The sequence below is a fragment of the Albimonas sp. genome, from assembly GCF_055129145.1.
In genome coordinates this window covers 1-16663 of sequence record NZ_JBSRTQ010000015.1, presented here as the reverse complement: position 1 = coordinate 16663, position 16663 = coordinate 1, and the positions used below count along the sequence as shown (strand labels likewise).

The window sequence follows — 16663 nt, the reverse complement described above, 5'->3', positions numbered from 1 at the left end:
GGGGCCGGGCCTCGGGGGCGTCGAGCCCCCTCGGCCCGGCGCCGGCTTCGCCGGCGAGCGCCCCCGCTCCGCAGCTTGCTTATCGGGCCGGGACGCGCTACCCGAAGCCATCCGCAAAGGAGCCGCATGATGGACAAATTCGACAAACTCGAGGGCGTCGCCGCCCCGCTGCCGCTGATCAATGTCGACACCGACATGATCATTCCCAAGCAGTTCCTGAAGACCATCAAGCGCTCCGGGCTCGGCGTGAACCTGTTCGACGAGATGCGCTACAATCAGGACGGCTCCGAGAAGCCCGAATTCGTGCTGAACAAGCCCGCCTACCGCGAGGCGAAGATCCTGGTCGCCGGCGACAATTTCGGCTGCGGCTCCTCGCGCGAGCATGCGCCCTGGGCGCTGGCCGACTTCGGCATCCGCTGCGTGATCTCCACCAGCTTCGCCGACATCTTCTTCAACAACTGCTTCAAGAACGGCATCCTGCCCATCGCCCTGCCGCAGGCGGAGGTGGACAAGCTGATGGACGACGCCCAGCGCGGCGCCAACGCCATCGTCACCGTGGACCTGGAGAACCAGGTGATCCGCGGCCCCGACGGCGGCGAGATCGCGTTCGAGGTCGACGCCTTCCGCAAGCATTGCCTGCTCAACGGGCTCGACGATGTGGGGCTGACCATGGAGAAGGGCGCCGCCATCGACGCCTATGAGGCCGCGGCCGCGGCGCGCCAGCCCTGGCTCGCCGCGGCGGGCTGATCTTGACCGTGGCGGGGGACATGCGTCGTCCCCCGCGGCGCCCGGGCATCGTGCCCGGGCGCCTGCAGGGGGCCGCGATCCGGTCGCTGCTGGTGATGGCCTGCTTCTCGGCGCCGGCGCTGGCGATCTCGGCGCGGCTGCCGGCCGACGATCCGGGCGGCAATATGGCGACGAGCCTGGTCCCCGCCGCCGCCGCCGCCCTGTTCGTGCTGCTGGAATACGGCGCCCGCACCCCTTCGCTGATCGATTTCCGCTTCGCCCCGCCGATCAACCGCATGCGCTTCGCGGTGATCTGCGCGGTGCTGGGGGCGGTGACGCTCTGCGTCGCGACCCAAGGCCCCGACGGGGCGGCGACGCCTTTCGCCGAGCTCGCCTCGGTCCTCGATTTCCGGTTCAGCCCGGCGCGGATGGCGGCCGAGAGCCTCGCCCGACCCTCGGCCCGCGGCCCGGATCCCGAGGCGCTGGCCGCCGCCGCCACGGCGCTGACCGCCTCGACGCTCGCCACCCTCGCCGCGCTGGCGGTGATCGCTTCGGGGCGCTGGCCGCGCGACCCCGACCGCTTCAACCCCTGGGTCAACATGCCGACCTTCGAGCCGGCGACGGGGGCCGGCGCCTCGGTCCGGCTGAAGCGGCTGGGGGCGCAGGTGGTGGTGACGGCGCTGGCGCTGCTGATCGCGCTGCTGGTGGTGGGGCGGGCGGCGACCGGGCTGATCGACCCCGACGCCTTCCTGTCGCCGCTGATCCTCACCTGGTCGGCGACGATCTGGGCGGCGACGCCGGGGCTGCTGGTGGTGCGGGGCGTGGCGATCCTGCGGCTGGCCCGTCTCGCCGGGCAGGCCGAGCGCGCGGCGAGGCTGTGAGCCGGGGCCGGGCCCCGCGGGGGCGGCTCGGCGCGCTGGCGATGGCGCTGGGGGTGTCGCTGGGCGCCTCCGGCGCGTCCGCGCAGGCCGGCCGCGACCCCGCCTGGCCTCCCCCGCCGGCGGAGGGCGCGGTGCGGGTGGCGGTGTTCAACGCCTCGCTGTCGCGCCAGGGCGCCGGGCTCGCCTGGAAAGCCATCCTCGACCGTCAGGACCAGGTCCGCGCGGTCGCCGCCATCCTGCGCGACGTGCGCCCCGACGTGCTGGCGTTGCTGGAGCTGGACCACGACCCCGAGGATCTGGCGCTCGACGCGCTGGCCGCGTTGCTGGCCGAGGCCGGCGAGGACGGGACCCCAGGCATCGCCTATCCCCACCGCCTTGCGCCGCCGGTGAACACCGGGTTGCCGACCGGGCTCGACCTGGATGGCGACGGCGATCCCGCCGGGCCGGGCGATGCGCAGGGCTATGGCGCCTTCGCGGGGCAATACGGGCTGGCGGTGTTGTCGCGCCTGCCGCTGGATCTGGGGGCGGCGCGCAGTTTTCGACTGACGCGCTGGGCGGACATGCCCGGCGGGCTGATGCCGACGCGGTTCTACCCGGCCCCGGCGCAGGCGGTGCTGCGGCTGTCGTCCAAAACCCATCTCGACCTGCCTGCGATCCTGCCCGACGGGCGGCGCCTGCATCTGCTGGTCAGTCATCCCACCCCGCCGGTCTTCGACGGGGCCGAGGATCGCAACGGCCGTCGCAATCATGACGAGATCCGGTTCTGGGTCGACTACATCTCCGGCGCCGGCTGGATCCGCGACGATGCGGGGGCCGCGGGGGGGCTGGCGGCGGGCGCGGGCTTCGTGGTGCTGGGCGACCTCAACGCCGACCCCGAGGATGGCGACGGCCGGCGCGAGGGCATCCGCGGCCTGCTCGCCCATCCCCGCCTGCGCGATCCCGCGCCAACCAGCCCGGGCGCCGCAGCGGCCGCGCGCGCGCAGGGCGGCGCCAATCGCGGCCAGTCCGGCGACCCGGCCCGCGACACCGCCGACTGGCGGGACGAGGGCGGTCCCGGCAACCTGCGCGCCGATTTCGTGCTGCCGTCGAGGGCGTGGGAGGTGACCGGCGCCGGCGTCTGGTGGCCGGCCCAGGGCGATCCGCGCGCCGCGTTGATCGAGGGCGGGCGCCGCCCGGCAAGCTCGGATCACCGGCTGGTCTGGGTCGATCTGCGCTGAGCCGTCGGTACGTCGCGGCGTCTCAAGCCGCCCGCAACGGGGACGGCAGGGCCGCCCGGTCGTCCCGGGCGGCCCTCGCTCATGCGTCGCAGGTCGCGCAGGCCCGGATCAGCGGGGCTGATCGTCCTCGTCGTCGTCGTCCGATCCGCCGGGCAGGTTGAACAGGTCGTCGGGGTTCATCGGCCCGCGGGCGTCGCGGGGGTCTTCCTCTTCGTCGGTCTCGACCAGGCTGAAGCTCTCCAGCCCCGAGATGTTCGACGGCATCCGCGGCTCGGGCCGGGCGGCGAGGCTCTCGTCCGTCGACAGCAGGCTCAGCCGCTCCTCGTGGGTCATGACCTCTTCGCGCTCGCGCCGCTTGCGCTCGGCGGCCTTGCGGACCGCCTCGTCGAGCTCGACCTGGCTGCACAGGCCCACCGCCACCGGATCGACCGGCTGGATGTTCTGGGCGTTCCAGTGGGTGCGGTTGCGGATCGCCTGGATGGTCGGCTTGGTGGTCCCGACCAGCTTCGAGATCTGGCCGTCCGAGAGCTCGGGGTGGTAGCGCACCAGCCAGGCGATGGCGGCGGGACGTTCCTGCCGCTTCGAGAGCGGCGTGTAGCGCGGACCCTTGCGGCGGGCCTCGCCCTCCATCGACTGGGTGCGCTTCAGCTTCAGGCGCAGGGTCGGGTTCTTCTCGCAGCGTTCGATCTCTTTCTGATCGAGCTGGTTGTTGGCGACCGGGTCGAAGCCCTTCATGCCCTGCGCCACCTCGCCGTCGGCGATGCCGTTCACCTCCAGCTCGTGCAGCCCGCAGAAGGCCGCGACCTGGGTGAAGGTCAGCGTGGTGTTGTCCACCAGCCAGACGGCGGTGGCCTTGGGCATCAGCGGCAGCGAATCGCTCATCGGTCGTCTCCCGGCATAAGTCTTCCCTCGGTCCGAAGACCCGGGTCGCATCCGGCGGGGCCGGCGACCGTCGTTCGCGAAGCGAGGGGGATCCGGGGCGATATAGTCCAATTCCGGCCCTGAGGGAAGAGCCGGCGGCGCGGGGCGCCGCGGGTCATCGGGCGGCCGTCAATTGCGGCGATCTCCCCTATAAAGGTTGATGCTTGCCAACAGTTCGTGCGAAATGTCGGTAGGAAGCGAGACGACGCGAAACGCTTCGGAAGGATTTTCCGAAACCCGATCAAGAAGTGCGTATTTGTCAGACGACGATGGATTCCACCGGGCGACCGGGAGCCGGACGCAGCCGCCTCCGGACGCGGGCGACAGCGATGCGCGGCGTCGTCTGGCCCTGACCCGCGTGCTGATCTGGGCGGAGCGGGAGGCGAGCGCGATGAACCGCGCCGACGTCTCGGCCGAGCTCAGGAAGGCCATCGCCATGCTGCATGGCGACGTCTGACCTGCGGCGCCGGCCGGGTGGGGGGGCGCCCGCCCCTCCCCCCGCCGTCTCGTTCAGATCACCAGCGCGATCTTGCCCATATGCGCCGAGCTCTCCATCAGCGCATGGGCCTTGGCGGCCTCCTCCAGCGGGAAGGTCGCGTGCATCTTCGGGGCGATCCGGCCCGAAGCGAGCAACGGCCACACCTCCGCCTCCAGCGCCTTCGCCATCTCGGCCTTGAACGCCGCCGTGCGCGGACGCAGCGTCGAGCCGGTGATGGTCAGCCGCTTCATCATCACCGGGGCGAAGTTGATCTCCGCCTTGGGGCCGCCGAGGAAGGCGATGAAGCTCAGCCGCCCGTCGGGGGCGAGCGCCTGGATGTCGCGCGCGATGTAGTCGCCGCCGACCATGTCGAGGATCACGTTCACGCCGGCCCCGCCGGTCAGCTCCTGAACCACGGCGACGTAGTCCTCGTCGCGGTAGTTGATGGCGCGCTCGGCCCCGAGGCCTTCGCAGAACGCGGCCTTCTCGGCGTTGCCGACGGTGGCGAACACCCGGCAGCCGCGGGCGGAGGCGAGCTGGATGGCGGTCGAGCCGATGCCGGACGAGCCGCCATGCACCAGCAGCGATTCGCCCCCCGTCAGGCCGACGCGGTCGAAGACGTTGATCCACACGGTGAAGAAGGTCTCGGGCACGCAGGCCGCTTCGACCATCGAGAGGCTCTCGGGGACCGGCAGGGCGTGGGCGGCCGGGGTGACCACGTATTCGGCGTAGCCGCCGCCGGGCAGCAGGGCGCAGACCGCGTCGCCGATGGCCCAGCGCGAGGCGCCGGGGCCGATGGCGGCGACGGTTCCGGCGGCCTCCAGCCCGGGCAGGTCGGACGCGCCCGGCGGCACCGGGTAGTTGCCGGCCCGCTGCAGGGCGTCGGGGCGGTTCACGCCGGCGGCGGCGACCTTGATCAGGATCTCGCCGGCGCCGGGGACGGGCACGGGACGGGTTCCGGGGACCAGGACCTCGGGCCCGCCGGGCTTCGAGATCTCCACCACGCGCATGGTCTTGGGCAGGTCGGTCATCGTGTTCCTCCGGTATTTGGCGCTTGGGCGCGGGGGTTTTGTCGCCCGGAGCCGTGGGCGGGGGCAAGGGGGCATGGGCTGCGTCGGGTGGCGCGGGGGGGCGTCGGGGCGCGGCGCACACGTCGAATTCATCTTTTGAGGATGCCTTGGGCGCGGATGGGGCGCGCGCGCCCAAGGCTCGGGGAGGCGGATCATGGCGAGGCGGCATGCGGTCGGGCGGTCGGGGGGGGAGGCCGCGACGGGCGGCGCCGCCGTCCAGCGGATCTTCCGGGTGGCGGCGCTGATGGCGATCTGGGCGCTGGCCTGGATCGTGGCCGCGCAGATCCTGCACCGGATCGCGCCCGGTCTCGGCGGCCCGGGGCCGGGGACGCAGGTGTCGCCGGGTTGGGGGGCGATGGCGCTGTCCGGGGCGGCGGTGGCGCTCTGCGCCGGGCAGGTGCTCGGCCGGACGCGACGGATGCGGACCTCGGACGCCTGGACGATCACGCTGCTGCTGGCCGTCGGCGCGGGCGGCATGGCGCTTCTGGCCGGAACGGCGGAGGCGGAAATGAGCGACGGGCCCGCGACGCTGGGCCGCGTGGGCGCCGGTCTCGCGCCGCTGCTCGCCGCCGTGACCTACGCCGCCGCGCGGCGGCGCAACCGGCGCTGAGCGGGGCGGGGCTTCAGCCCCCCGCCTCCGCCGCGATCTCGGAGGCGCGCTTGCGCCCGCGCTCGGTCGTCGACTTCAGCTGCCCGCAGGCGGCCATGATGTCCTGCCCGCGCGGCGTGCGGACCGGCGAGGCGTAGCCGGCCTTGTTCACGATCTCCGCGAAGCTTTCGATACGGTCCCAGTCCGAGCGCTCATAGGGCGAGCCCGGCCAGGGGTTGAACGGGATCAGGTTGATCTTCGCCGGGATGCCCGCGATCAGCTGCACCAGCCGCTTGGCATCCGCGTCCGAGTCGTTCACGTCCTTGAGCATCACGTATTCGAAGGTGATCCGCTCGGCGTTCGACAGGCGCGGATAGTCCCGGCAGGCCTGCAGCAGGGTGGCGATGTTCCACTTCCTGTTGATCGGCACCAGCACGTCGCGCAGCTCGTCGCGCACGGCATGCAGCGAGATCGCCAGCAACGACCCGATCTCCGCCCCCGCCTTCGCCATGTTGGGCACCACGCCCGAGGTCGACAGCGTGATCCGGCGGCGCGAGATCGACAGCCCCTCGCCATCCATGGCGATCTTCATCGCGTCGCGCACGCCCTCGAAATTGTAGAGCGGCTCGCCCATGCCCATCAGCACGATGTTGGATAACATCCGCCGCTCCGGCGGACGCTCTCCGGCGACCGGCCATTCGCCGAGGTCGTCGCGGCAGACCATGATCTGGGCCACGATCTCTTCGGCGGTCAGGTTGCGGACCAGCTTCTGGGTGCCGGTGTGGCAGAAGGTGCAGCTGAGCGTGCAGCCCACCTGGGAGGAGACGCAGAGCGTGCCGCGATCCTCCTCCGGGATATACACCGCCTCGACCTCATGCCCGCCGGCGAGGCGGAGGAGGTATTTGCGGGTCCCGTCCTCCGACAGCTGACGGACCACGATCTCGGGCCGGTCGATTCGGAAATTCTCGGCCAGAAGCGCCCGGATCGGCTTCGAGAGATTGGTCATCTGGGCGAAATCGGTGGCGCCGCGGGCGTAGAGCCACTGCCAGACCTGGCCCGTGCGCATCTTGGCCTGCGACTCTTCGATGCCGGCCGCGACCAGCGCCGCCTGCATCGCGGGGCGGGTCAGGCCGATCAGCCGGGCAGGGCCCGCAGCCGCGCGGGGCGCGTAGCCGGGGGTGTCGGCGGCGAGCGGCGGCAGGGGCGCTGCGCCCGCCTGCTCTGAAAAGACGGCGCGCGCGGTCGGGGCGGGCTGGGTCATGTCGCAGGCCTCCGGAAACGAAACGACGCCCCCCGGATGGCCGGGGAGCGCGAGTTGACCCTCACATAGCGGCTTGCGGAGGATTCGTCCACGGCGCCGCCCGAAGGCGGCGCCGGCGGATCAGTTGCAGAGCCGCTGCGCCGAGGTCAGCGCGTCGGTGAACCCCAGCAAGGAGAACCGGTCGGTGGTCGAGGTCCCGCGGGACGAGACCCCGGTGAACGACGCCGCCGTGCCCGCCTTCATCGCCGCGACCATGGCCGCATCGTCGGCGGGATAGGTCCACGCGCTTTCGCCCTCGGTGAACATCGAGAAGGATTTCGAGTCGATCTGCGCCTTGACCGTGGAGCCGTCCTTGAACGGATAGCCCCCGACCATGGCGATTTCGCTGCTCACGCCCTGGCGGGGGCGCACGGCCACCGTCAGGTAGATTTCGCCCCGGCGCACCTGCACCGGCTTGCCGCCGCGCGTGGCGACCGACGACTGGGGCTGGGTCACGACCCAGCACACCGGCCCGCCGGCGTCGGCCTTGAAGACCGACCAGTCCCTGAAGGCCTCGACCCGGTTGGTGGTCTGCTGCGCCGCCGCCGGCCCGGCGCCGGCCGTCAGGCCCGCCGTCACGCCGATGGCCGTCGCAGCCAGGGACAGCCCGGTCGCCGCCAGCGCCGCGCCGATCCGGCCGCCACGCCGCGCCGACGCCGGACGGGTCCCGCGATTCGCCTCCGCTCTCATGCTCGCCTCGTTTCGCCTGTGTTCGTCGTTCTGGGTTCGTCGATGACGTCTGCTCTGACCCGCCCGCCGCGACCGCCACCTCCCGCGCTCCGCCATCGAGGCGGCGGGCCGGGTTCCGTGAGGGCGCCGCGCGCCGATCCGCGCCGATCCGTCTTTCCAGCCGACGCGCCGACCCCTAATCTAGACGCAAAACCGCCTGAGGCGCCACCCCGCCGGCTCAGAGGCTCGGGGTGGACGAGGCGCTCACCGTCGCGCTTCGCGACGCAGACACGGAAGTTTTCCGAAAAGATGGACGACTCCTCTTCCAGCGATCCGGTCCTGGGCGCGCCCGTCGCGGCCGAGGCGATCCGTGCGGCCCGCGCCCGGACCGCCCGTCCGGCCGCGCCCGTCGCGCCGGAGCCGGAGACCGACGCCGATCTGCTGATCCGCATGGCGCAGGGCGATGACCGCGAGGCGTTCGCCCTGCTTTTCGGCCGCTACGCGGTGCGGGTGAAGGCCTATCTGATGCGGGGCGGCGCGCCCGCCGACGTCGCGGACGAAACGGCGCAGGACGTCATGGTCTCGGTCTGGCGGCGCGCCGCGCTCTACGATCCGGCGAAGGCCGGCGTCTCCACCTGGATCTTCGCCATCGCCCGCAACCGGCGCATCGACATCCTGCGGCGCGAGATCCGCGCCACCCCCGATCCCGACGACCCGCTGTTCCAGCCCGACGCCCCCGACGACCCCGAAACCGCCGCCGCCGCGTCGGACCGCGACGCGCAGGTGCGCCAGGCGATGGGCGATCTTTCCGACGATCAGCGCGACGTGGTGCGCATGGCGTTTTTCGTCGGCATGACCCAGGTCGAGATCGCCGAGGCGCTTGACGTGCCGCTCGGAACCATCAAATCCCGGATGCGCCTGGCGCTCGGCCGGTTGCGGGTCGCGCTCGGCGACGATTTCGCGGAGGAGCTGCTCGATGACTGACCCCGACCTGTCCCGTTCCGTCCCCGGATCCGGCTCGGTTCCGCTTGCGGAAGTGATTCGCGGCGCCTTCGTCGAAAGCGTGCATCGCGGCGCGGCGGTGGTCTGCGACGCGTCCGGCGATGTGGTCGCGGCCTGGGGCGACGTGGACCGGGTGATGCTGCCGCGCTCGTCGTGCAAGATCCTGCAGGCGCTGCCGCTGGTGGAAAGCGGGGCGGCGGATGCGGCGGGGCTGGGCGTGCCGCAGCTGGCGCTCGCCTGCGCCTCCCATCGCGGCGCGGCGATCCATACCGGGCCGGTGCGCGACTGGCTCGCCAGCCTCGGCCTCGGCGAGGGCGACCTGCGCTGCGGCCCCCAGACCCCCGAGGACCGCGACGCGCGCGAAGCGCTGATCCGGGCGGGCGGCTGCGCCGACCAGACCCACAACAACTGCTCCGGCAAGCACAGCGGCTTCCTGACGCTCAACCGCCATCTCGGCGGCGGGACCGAATACGTGGACCCCGACCACCCGGTGCAGCGCGCCGCGAAGGAGGCGTTCTACGCGATGACCGGCGACGACGAGGGGTTGGGTCATGTCATCGACGGCTGTTCCGCCCCCAATTTCGCCGCGACCCTGACCGGGCTGGCGCGGGCCATGGCGCGGCTCGCCGACCCGTCCGCTCTCGGCGGCGTGCGCGCCAAGGCCGCGACAAGGCTCGCGGAGGCGATGCGCACCCATCCCGAACTGGTGGGCGGAGAGCGGGAGCCTGCGACCGAGCTGATGCGGGCGCTGCCCGGCAAGGTCTCGCTCAAGTCGGGGGCGGAGGGGGTGTTCACCGCCATCATCCCGGGCCGGGGACTCGGCGTGGCGCTCAAGATCGACGACGGCGCCGGGCGGGCGGCTGCGGTGGCGATGGCCGCGATCCTGTCGCGGCTGGGCGTGGCCGAGGTCGCCGACCCGGTCTTCGCCGCCCTCCTCGCGCCCGAGCAGCGCAATCGCCGCGGCCTGCTCACCGGTTCGATCCGCCCGGCGGCGGCGCTCGCCTGACCCGTCGCGGTCCTTTCGGGGACCGTTTCGGCGCCGGCGTCCATTAAGGCTGATCGCCGCCCGAAACGCGCATTCGCCCTTCCGCGTCAACGACCTTTTCACCGCGCCGGGCGATAACCGGCGGCGGTGGAGATGGTGTTCGGCCGCGTTCGACCGGGCCTCCGATCGGGGGCTGATGCGAAGGGCGGCTGGCGTAAGGAGCTGAGATGAGCGCGATGACGAGCGTGATCCGACTGGCCCCCGCGGTGGGCGAGACCCTGCTGGACCTCGAGGCGCTCAAGGCGCTGGAGGTCGGGCTCGCCCCTGGCGAAGGCGCGGAGGCGCTGGACGACGGGATCCTCGAAGCCACCGACCTGCTGGTCGCGATCGAGCGGCTGCTGGCGGAGGAGAGCTGGACCGCCCTGTCGCGCAACGCCCGCGCCATGGCCAAGCTCGCCCCGCGTCTGGGCCTGTCCTCGCTGGGCGCCCAGGCGGCGGCGCTGGAGGATTGCTGCCAGTGCCTCGACCGGATCGCCGCCCACGCGGTCGGCGCCCGGCTGCTGCGCAGCGGCGAGGCGGCGCTGGCCGCGAGCCTGATGCATCCCGCGGTCCGCTGATCGGGCCGGCCTGACCGCGGCGCCGGCCCCGCGGGGTCGGCGCGGCGTTTCGAACCGGCGCGCCGTTCGGGCAGGATCCATCGGCGCGCGAACGGCCCGTCGGCCGGAACGGAACCTCGCCGGGTCCGGTCTTCCAGCGGTCGCCAGGGCCGCCCGGTCGCCTCGTGCAGGCGCCTCGCTCGCCGCGCCGCTCCGGGCCCCGCTTGCCTTTCCCCTGGCCCGCGGGCGATGCTCCGCCCCGGCCGGACGCCCCCGGCCGACGGCCTGATCCCGCCCGCGCCTTCCTTCTCCTCCGGCGCGGCGCGCCCGGGCCCGACCCGCAGGGAGAGGTCCGCCATGCCCATCGCCACCTGCGTCTTCGACGCCTACGGCACGCTCTTCGACGTCGCCGCCGCGGCCCGCCGGCTCGCCGCCGATCCGGCCCATGCCCGCTTCGCCGAAACCTGGCCGCGCCTCGCCGAGATCTGGCGCGCGAAACAGCTGCAATATTCCTGGCTGCGCGCCACCGCCGGCGTCCATACCGACTTCTGGCAGGTGACCGCCGACGCGCTCGACTACGCGCTGGAGGCGGTCGGCGGCGTCGCGGAAGATGAACGCCGCCTGCTGCTCGACCTCTATTTCGAGCTCGACGCCTTTCCCGAGGTCCCCTCGATGCTCGCAGCCCTCAAGGACGCGGGGATGGAGACCGCGATCCTGTCCAACGGCTCGCCCGCCATGCTCGACGGCGCGGTGCGCTCGGCGGGCCTGGGCGACCTCATCGACGAGGTGCTGTCGGTCGAGTCGGTCGGCGTGTTCAAACCGGCCCGCGTGGTCTACGACATGGTCGGTCACCGTTTCGGTCGGACCCCGCGCGAGGTGCTGTTCGTCTCCTCCAACGGATGGGACGCCGCCGCCGCCGCGGGCTACGGCTTCCGCACGGTCTGGGTGAACCGCAACGGCGACCCGCTCGACCGCCTTCCCTGGAAACCGCAGAAGATCGCCGACGACCTGCGCGCCATACCGGAGCTCGCCGCCTCATGGTGACCCTCAACCGTTTCAAGACCGCCGACGGGCTCGCCCTCGCCTATGCGGACGAGGGGCCGCGCGATGGCCTGCCCGTCCTGTGCCTGGCAGGGCTGACCCGCAACATGGATGATTTCGCCGCGCTGGCCGCCCGGCTGTCGGCCACCTGCCGCGTCATCCGGCTCGACGCCCGCGGGCGCGGCGCGTCCGACCATGCGCCCGACCCGATGACCTATGACGTGCCGCGAGAGGCCGGCGACGCGCTGGCGCTGCTCAACCATCTTGGCCTCGCCTCCGCCGTCTTCGTGGGCACGTCGCGGGGCGGGCTCCTGACCATGGTCACCGCCGCCATCGCGCCCCAGCGCATCCGCGCCGCCATCCTCAACGACATCGGGCCCGAGATCGCGCCCGGCGGGCTGGAGCGGATCATGGACTATGTGGGCAAGCCGCCCGGCGCGACGACGCTGGACGGGCTCGCCGAACAGCTGGAGGCGGCGGGCCGCGCCGGCGCCCCGACGCTGACCCGGGCCCAGTGGCGCGGGATCGCGGCCGATGTCGCCGAGGAGAAATCCGGCGGCCTCGTCTGGCGCTATGACCTGCGCCTGCGCGACGCGCTCCTCGCCCAGGGCGAGGCGCTGGGCGCGGCGATCGCGAACGGGTCCCGGCCCCCCGACCTCTGGGCGATGTTCGGCCTGCTCGCCGCCTGCCCGGTGCTGGTGCTGCGCGGGGCGAATTCCGACATCCTCTCGGCCGAGACGCTGGAGCGGATGCAGGCCGTCGCCCCGGACCGGGTGTCCGTCGCCACCGTCCCCGACCGCGCCCATGCGCCCCTGCTCGACGAACCCGAGAGCATCCGCGCCATCGATGCGCTGCTCGGCCGGATCGCCGCGCTTTCGACCCCCGCCGCCTGACCCCGTTCCCTCGCCCCCCGTCTCCCAGGACCGCCATGACCGACATCGCCGCCATCCGCGCCGCCGCCCAGCGGCTCGCCCCCGTCGTGCGCCGCACGCCGCTGCTGGAAAGCCCGTTCCTCAACGAGATCGCCGGCCGTCGGCTGCTGGTGAAGGCGGAATGCCTGCAGCACACTGGGTCGTTCAAGTTCCGCGGCGGCTGGTCGGCGGTGTCGGCGCTGGCGCCCGAGGTGCGGGCGCGCGGCGTCTTCGCGTTTTCGTCCGGCAACCATGCGCAGGGCGTGGCCTGGGCGGCGAAGCTGCACGGCATCCCGGCGGTGATCCTGATGCCCGAGGACGCGCCCCGCCTGAAGCTTGCCAACACCAAGGCGATGGGGGCCGAAGTGGTGACCTATGACCGCGAGACCGAGAACCGCGAGGCGATCGGCGCGCGGCTGGCGGCCGAGCGCGGCCTGACCCTCATAAGACCCTATGACGAGCCGATGGTGATCGCCGGCCAGGGCACCGCCGGGCTGGAGATCGCCGAACAGGCGGCCGAGGCGGGGGTGAGCGTCGCCGACGTTCTGGTCTGCGCCGGAGGCGGCGGGCTCGCCACCGGGGTGGCTCTGGCGCTGGCAGCGGAGGCGCCGGGGCTGCGGGTGCGCACCGCGGAGCCCCAGGATTGGGACGACTGGGCGATTTCGCTGAAAAAAGGTGAACGCACGCCTGCGACGGGTGGTCGCAAGTCGATCTGCGACGCCATCGTCACGCCCGCGCCCGGGGAGATCACCTTTCCTATCCTCTCGAAGCTCGCCGGGCCCGGCTTCGTGGTGTCGGATGACGACGCGCTGCGGGCGATGTCGCTTGCATACGAACGACTTAAGATCGTGGTGGAGCCCGGCGGCGCGGTGGCGCTGGCCGCGGCCCTGTTCCACGCCGACCAGATCGAGGGCGACGCGGTCATCGCCATGGCCACCGGCGGCAATGTCGATCGCGAGATTTTTTCGCGCGCCCTGGAAATTAACTGAGGGGTTTTGTGGTTCCGGTCACGGCGCAGTCACGACGAATCACGCATGTCTGTCGGCACGGTTTGCGGTGAGTGTGTGGAAGTCGGCAGGCCGAGGGGGCCGGATGCTTTCCTGGGGAGAGCAGCCAAAGACCTCGCGGTTCCTCGGCAGGCGCGGTCGGGTCGTTTTCCTGGGGAGGACGACCGGCCCGGGCTGGAGGGCGGCGGCGTTGCGCCGGGCCGCTCATGGAACGGGGATCGCGCGGGGGCGCGGTCCCCGTTTCCGTCTGCGGGGCGCTTCAGCCGTCCAGGCGCAGGCGGGCGTTGGCGGGGTCGTGGGGGCTGTCCTCGATGACCTCGGCGTCGAAGAGCTCGCCCAGCATCCGCACTTTCAGGCGCGTGCCGGGCGCGGCGAACTCAGGCCGCACATAGCCCAGCCCGATCCGCCTTCCCATCGCCACCGACCAGCCGCCGGAGGTCAGCCGTCCGATCACCTCGCCGCCCGAGAGCAAGCCCTCGCGCCCCCACGGGTCCGCATCCGCCGGCCCGTCCATCGCCACGGTCACGCATTTCACGCGGATCCCCAGCGCCTGCATCGCCGCCTTGCCCCGGAAATCCTTGTCGGCGTCCACGAACCGCTCCAGCCCCGATTCCAGCGGGCTCGCGTCGCGGCCGAGGTCCGAGCCGAAGGCGCGGTAGGATTTCTCCTGCCGCAGCCAGTTCTGGGCGCGGGCGCCGAAGAGGGTCAGTCCGTGCGGCGCGCCGGCCTTCATCAGCGCGTCGAACAGGTGGTTCTGCATCTCGATGGGGTGGTGCAGCTCGTAGCCCAGCTCCCCGGTATAGGCGACGCGGATCGCCATGACCGGAACCAGCCCGAGGTCGATGTTGCGCATCGAAAGCCACGGGAACCGCTTGTTCGACAGGGCCGAGGCCGGGTCCGCATCCACGATCAGCGGCCGCAGCACTTCGCGCGACGCGGGCCCGGCCAGCGCGAAGACGCCGTATTGGGCGGTGACGTCCTGCACCTCGATCCAGCCGAGTTTCGGCCGGGCCCTCGCGGCTTCCTTCTCGAAATAGTCCTGGTCATAGGCCTGCGCGGCGCCGGCGGTGACGACGTAATAGTCGTCCTCGGCGAGCCGCACGATGGTCGCCTCGGTCCGCACCGTGCCGGCGTCGGTCAGGGCGTAGGTGAGGTTGATGCGCCCGACCTTGGGCAGCCGGTTGCAGGTCAGCCCATCCAGAAACGCCGTCGCCCCCGGCCCCTTGATCCGCGTCTTCGCGAAGGCCGTCGCATCCAGCAGGCCCGCGCGTTCGCGCACCGCCCGCGCCTCCGCCTCCGCGAACCCCCACCAGCCGCCGCGCCGGAACGACCGGGCGGCGTGGTCGTCGAAGCCGAGCGGCGCGAAGTAATTGGGCCGCTCCCACCCGTTCACCGCGCCGAACTGGGCGCCCGCGTCCTTCATCCGCCCGTAGCAGGGCGCGGTTTTCAGGGGGCGGGCGGCGGGGCGTTCCTCGTCGGGGTGGTGGAGGATGAAGACGTGCTCATAGGCCTCCTCGTTCTTCACCGCGGCGTATTCGCGGTTCACCCAGCGCCCGAAGCGGCGGGGGTCGAGCGACCACATGTCGATCTCGGCCTCGCCGGTCGTCATCACCTGCGCGAGGTAATGCCCGGTTCCGCCGGCGGCGGTGATGCCGAACGAAAACCCTTCCGCGAACCAGAAATTCTCCACGCCGGGCGCGGGGCCGACCAAGGGATTGCCGTCGGGCGTGTAGCAGATCGGGCCGTTGAAATCGTCCTTGAGCCCCACCCCCTCCGACGAGGGAATCCGGTGGATCATCGACATGTATTCCGTCTCGATCCGGTCCAGATCCAGCGGCAGCAGGTCGGCACGGAACCCCGAGGGCACGCCGAACTTCGCCCAGGCGGGGGCGTTGCGCTCATAGGGCCCCAGTATCCAGCCGCCCCGCTCCTCGCGCACATACCATTTGGCGTCGGCGTCGCGCAGGACCGGGTGTTCCGGCATGGTCTTGCGGAACTCGACGAGGGCGGGGTCGGGCTCGGTCACGATATACTGGTGTTCGACCGGCATCGCGGGAATGTAACAGCCGATTTTCGCCGCCGTCGCCTGTGCGTGGTTGCCGGTGGCCGAGACCACATGCTCGCAGCGGATTTTTGAAACCTCGCCCGAGGGGATAAGGTTCCCCCCCCGCTCGATCATGTGGGCGACGGTCACCTCCCACTCGCCCCCCACCCGCTCGAAGGCCTCCACCTGCACCCGGCGCACGATCTCGACCCCAAAACCCCGCGCGCCGCGCGCCATGGCTTGCGTGACGTCGGCGGGATTGATGTAGCCGTCGGTCGGATGAAAGATCGCGCCCTTGAGGTCCTCGGTCCGCACCAGCGGCCAGCGGCGCTTGATTTCGGCCGGCGTCAGCCATTCATGCGCCACCCCCACCGTCTCGGCGGTGGCGGCGTAGAGGCGGTATTCGTCCATCCGCGCCTCGGTCTGGGCCATGCGCAGGTTGCCGACCCGGGCGAAACCGGGGTTGAGGCCGGTCTCCGCCTCCAGCCCCGCGTAGAATTTGACGGAGTAGTCGTGGATGTGCCCGACCGCGTAGCTCATGTTGAACAGCGGCAGCAGCCCAGCCGCATGCCAGGTGGAGCCGGAGGTCAGCTCGTCCCGCTCCAGCAGGATCACGTCCCAGCCGGCTTTTCCGAGGTGATAGGCGATGGACACCCCCACCGCGCCGCCGCCGACCACCACTGCGCGCGCCTGCGTCTTCATCGCGCCATCCTCCGACCGGTTTCGCCTCGCCCAGCTTCCGTTCTAGCGGGGCGCAGGGCGGCGCGGAGGCGGCTTGGCGACGGGGGAGGCGGGATTTGCGACAGGCGGGGCGGGCTCAGCGCCGGCGCGACGCCAGCGTCGCCGCCCCGACCCCGCCGAGGATCAGCGCCGCGGCGCCCCAGAACCGCGCGCCCGGCGCTTCGCCCAGCCAGATCATGCCCCCCGCCAGCGCGATCAGCGGCACGGTCAGCTGCGCGACGGAGGCGAGGGTCGCGTCGATCCGCGGCAGCACCGCATACCACATGGCGTAGCCGAGCGCGGAGGTCACGGCGCCCGAGGCCAACGCCAGCGCCGCCTCCCGCGCGCCCAGCCCCGGCGCCCAGCCGAACGCCGTCGCCCCCAGCCACAGCGCGACCGCCGCGGGGGCGGCCAGCACGAACGCCCCGGCGATGTCGGCGATGGGCCGGGTCGAGCCGCGCCCGACCAGCGAGAACACGCCCCAGCAGGCCCCGGAGGCCGCGATC

General features: G+C 72.3%; 17 protein-coding genes. 11 read left to right on the top strand and 6 right to left on the bottom strand.

Features of this window, described 5'->3' with window-relative positions; genetic code table 11:
• Positions 1–129: 129 nt before the first annotated feature.
• The 3 genes from leuD to ACTB72_RS04460 are packed head-to-tail and all read left to right on the top strand — an operon-like array spanning position 130 to position 2824.
• Entirely contained in the window at positions 130–747 is a 618-nt protein-coding gene (leuD, locus tag ACTB72_RS04470; RefSeq protein ID WP_463035788.1) for a 3-isopropylmalate dehydratase small subunit, read from the top strand.
• A 20-nt stretch (positions 748–767) separates the two neighbouring features.
• Positions 768–1607: a hypothetical protein gene (locus tag ACTB72_RS04465; protein WP_463035787.1), complete on the top strand. Its 840-nt coding sequence runs from the start codon at positions 768–770 to the stop codon at positions 1605–1607.
• Entirely contained in the window at positions 1604–2824 is a 1221-nt protein-coding gene (locus ACTB72_RS04460; RefSeq protein WP_463035786.1) for an endonuclease/exonuclease/phosphatase family protein, read from the top strand. The genes ACTB72_RS04465 and ACTB72_RS04460 overlap by 4 nt, the downstream gene beginning before the upstream one ends.
• Positions 2825–2932: 108 nt before the next feature.
• Here ACTB72_RS04460 and ACTB72_RS04455 read toward each other — a convergent pair whose 3' ends face one another.
• A complete protein-coding gene (locus ACTB72_RS04455; protein WP_463035785.1) occupies positions 2933–3706 on the bottom strand; it encodes a DUF1013 domain-containing protein in 774 nt (257 codons plus the stop codon).
• Between the two features lie 295 nt (positions 3707–4001).
• On the opposite strand from ACTB72_RS04455, the gene ACTB72_RS04450 reads away from it, so the two are divergent.
• Entirely contained in the window at positions 4002–4202 is a 201-nt protein-coding gene (locus ACTB72_RS04450) for a hypothetical protein (RefSeq protein ID WP_463035784.1), read from the top strand.
• A 53-nt stretch (positions 4203–4255) separates the two neighbouring features.
• On the opposite strand, the gene ACTB72_RS04445 is transcribed toward ACTB72_RS04450, so the two are convergent.
• Positions 4256–5254: an NAD(P)H-quinone oxidoreductase gene (locus ACTB72_RS04445; RefSeq protein WP_463035783.1), complete on the bottom strand. Its 999-nt coding sequence runs from the start codon at positions 5252–5254 to the stop codon at positions 4256–4258.
• Positions 5255–5447: 193 nt separating this feature from the next.
• On the opposite strand from ACTB72_RS04445, the gene ACTB72_RS04440 reads away from it, so the two are divergent.
• Positions 5448–5903, top strand: coding sequence for a hypothetical protein (locus ACTB72_RS04440; RefSeq protein WP_463035782.1), 456 nt, complete (start codon positions 5448–5450; stop codon positions 5901–5903).
• Between the two features lie 13 nt (positions 5904–5916).
• Here ACTB72_RS04440 and rlmN read toward each other — a convergent pair whose 3' ends face one another.
• Positions 5917–7143: a dual-specificity RNA methyltransferase RlmN gene (rlmN, locus tag ACTB72_RS04435; protein ID WP_463035781.1), complete on the bottom strand. Its 1227-nt coding sequence runs from the start codon at positions 7141–7143 to the stop codon at positions 5917–5919.
• A 120-nt stretch (positions 7144–7263) separates the two neighbouring features.
• The gene (locus tag ACTB72_RS04430) at positions 7264–7872 is read right to left on the bottom strand and encodes an invasion associated locus B family protein (RefSeq protein ID WP_463035780.1); all 609 of its coding nucleotides are present in this window, start codon (positions 7870–7872) and stop codon (positions 7264–7266) included.
• A 288-nt stretch (positions 7873–8160) separates the two neighbouring features.
• On the opposite strand from ACTB72_RS04430, the gene ACTB72_RS04425 reads away from it, so the two are divergent.
• From ACTB72_RS04425 to ACTB72_RS04400, 6 genes are all read left to right on the top strand, one after another.
• The gene (locus ACTB72_RS04425; RefSeq protein WP_463035779.1) at positions 8161–8835 is read left to right on the top strand and encodes a sigma-70 family RNA polymerase sigma factor; all 675 of its coding nucleotides are present in this window, start codon (positions 8161–8163) and stop codon (positions 8833–8835) included.
• The gene (locus ACTB72_RS04420) at positions 8828–9859 is read left to right on the top strand and encodes an asparaginase (RefSeq protein ID WP_463035778.1); all 1032 of its coding nucleotides are present in this window, start codon (positions 8828–8830) and stop codon (positions 9857–9859) included. The genes ACTB72_RS04425 and ACTB72_RS04420 overlap by 8 nt, the downstream gene beginning before the upstream one ends.
• Before the next feature lie 206 nt (positions 9860–10065).
• Complete coding sequence (locus tag ACTB72_RS04415; protein WP_463035777.1) at positions 10066–10455, top strand: hypothetical protein; 390 nt, start codon at positions 10066–10068, stop codon at positions 10453–10455.
• Positions 10456–10791: 336 nt separating this feature from the next.
• Complete coding sequence (locus tag ACTB72_RS04410; RefSeq protein ID WP_463035776.1) at positions 10792–11478, top strand: haloacid dehalogenase type II; 687 nt, start codon at positions 10792–10794, stop codon at positions 11476–11478.
• The gene (locus ACTB72_RS04405) at positions 11472–12368 is read left to right on the top strand and encodes an alpha/beta fold hydrolase (RefSeq protein ID WP_463035775.1); all 897 of its coding nucleotides are present in this window, start codon (positions 11472–11474) and stop codon (positions 12366–12368) included. The genes ACTB72_RS04410 and ACTB72_RS04405 overlap by 7 nt, the downstream gene beginning before the upstream one ends.
• 35 nt (positions 12369–12403) lie before the next feature.
• A complete protein-coding gene (locus ACTB72_RS04400) occupies positions 12404–13375 on the top strand; it encodes a threonine ammonia-lyase (RefSeq protein WP_463035774.1) in 972 nt (323 codons plus the stop codon).
• Between the two features lie 277 nt (positions 13376–13652).
• Here ACTB72_RS04400 and ACTB72_RS04395 read toward each other — a convergent pair whose 3' ends face one another.
• Positions 13653–16139, bottom strand: a complete 2487-nt coding sequence (locus ACTB72_RS04395; protein WP_463035773.1) for a GcvT family protein — start codon at positions 16137–16139, stop codon at positions 13653–13655.
• A 115-nt stretch (positions 16140–16254) separates the two neighbouring features.
• The coding region (locus ACTB72_RS04390) for an EamA family transporter (RefSeq protein WP_463035772.1) at positions 16255–16663 on the bottom strand (409 nt) is incomplete at its 5' end.

What these genes read in the sequence shown, in the direction of transcription:
- leuD (WP_463035788.1), top strand. Translation starts at nt 130, where the DNA reads ATGGACAAATTCGACAAACTCGAGGGCGTCGCCGCCCCGCTGCCGCTG.
- ACTB72_RS04465 (WP_463035787.1), top strand. Translation starts at nt 768, where the DNA reads ATGCGTCGTCCCCCGCGGCGCCCGGGCATCGTGCCCGGGCGCCTGCAG.
- ACTB72_RS04455 (WP_463035785.1), bottom strand. Translation starts at nt 3,706, where the DNA reads ATGAGCGATTCGCTGCCGCTGATGCCCAAGGCCACCGCCGTCTGGCTG.
- ACTB72_RS04445 (WP_463035783.1), bottom strand. Translation starts at nt 5,254, where the DNA reads ATGACCGACCTGCCCAAGACCATGCGCGTGGTGGAGATCTCGAAGCCC.
- ACTB72_RS04440 (WP_463035782.1), top strand. Translation starts at nt 5,448, where the DNA reads ATGGCGAGGCGGCATGCGGTCGGGCGGTCGGGGGGGGAGGCCGCGACG.
- rlmN (WP_463035781.1), bottom strand. Translation starts at nt 7,143, where the DNA reads ATGACCCAGCCCGCCCCGACCGCGCGCGCCGTCTTTTCAGAGCAGGCG.
- ACTB72_RS04430 (WP_463035780.1), bottom strand. Translation starts at nt 7,872, where the DNA reads ATGAGAGCGGAGGCGAATCGCGGGACCCGTCCGGCGTCGGCGCGGCGT.
- ACTB72_RS04425 (WP_463035779.1), top strand. Translation starts at nt 8,161, where the DNA reads ATGGACGACTCCTCTTCCAGCGATCCGGTCCTGGGCGCGCCCGTCGCG.
- ACTB72_RS04420 (WP_463035778.1), top strand. Translation starts at nt 8,828, where the DNA reads ATGACTGACCCCGACCTGTCCCGTTCCGTCCCCGGATCCGGCTCGGTT.
- ACTB72_RS04415 (WP_463035777.1), top strand. Translation starts at nt 10,066, where the DNA reads ATGAGCGCGATGACGAGCGTGATCCGACTGGCCCCCGCGGTGGGCGAG.
- ACTB72_RS04410 (WP_463035776.1), top strand. Translation starts at nt 10,792, where the DNA reads ATGCCCATCGCCACCTGCGTCTTCGACGCCTACGGCACGCTCTTCGAC.
- ACTB72_RS04405 (WP_463035775.1), top strand. Translation starts at nt 11,472, where the DNA reads ATGGTGACCCTCAACCGTTTCAAGACCGCCGACGGGCTCGCCCTCGCC.
- ACTB72_RS04400 (WP_463035774.1), top strand. Translation starts at nt 12,404, where the DNA reads ATGACCGACATCGCCGCCATCCGCGCCGCCGCCCAGCGGCTCGCCCCC.
- ACTB72_RS04395 (WP_463035773.1), bottom strand. Translation starts at nt 16,139, where the DNA reads ATGAAGACGCAGGCGCGCGCAGTGGTGGTCGGCGGCGGCGCGGTGGGG.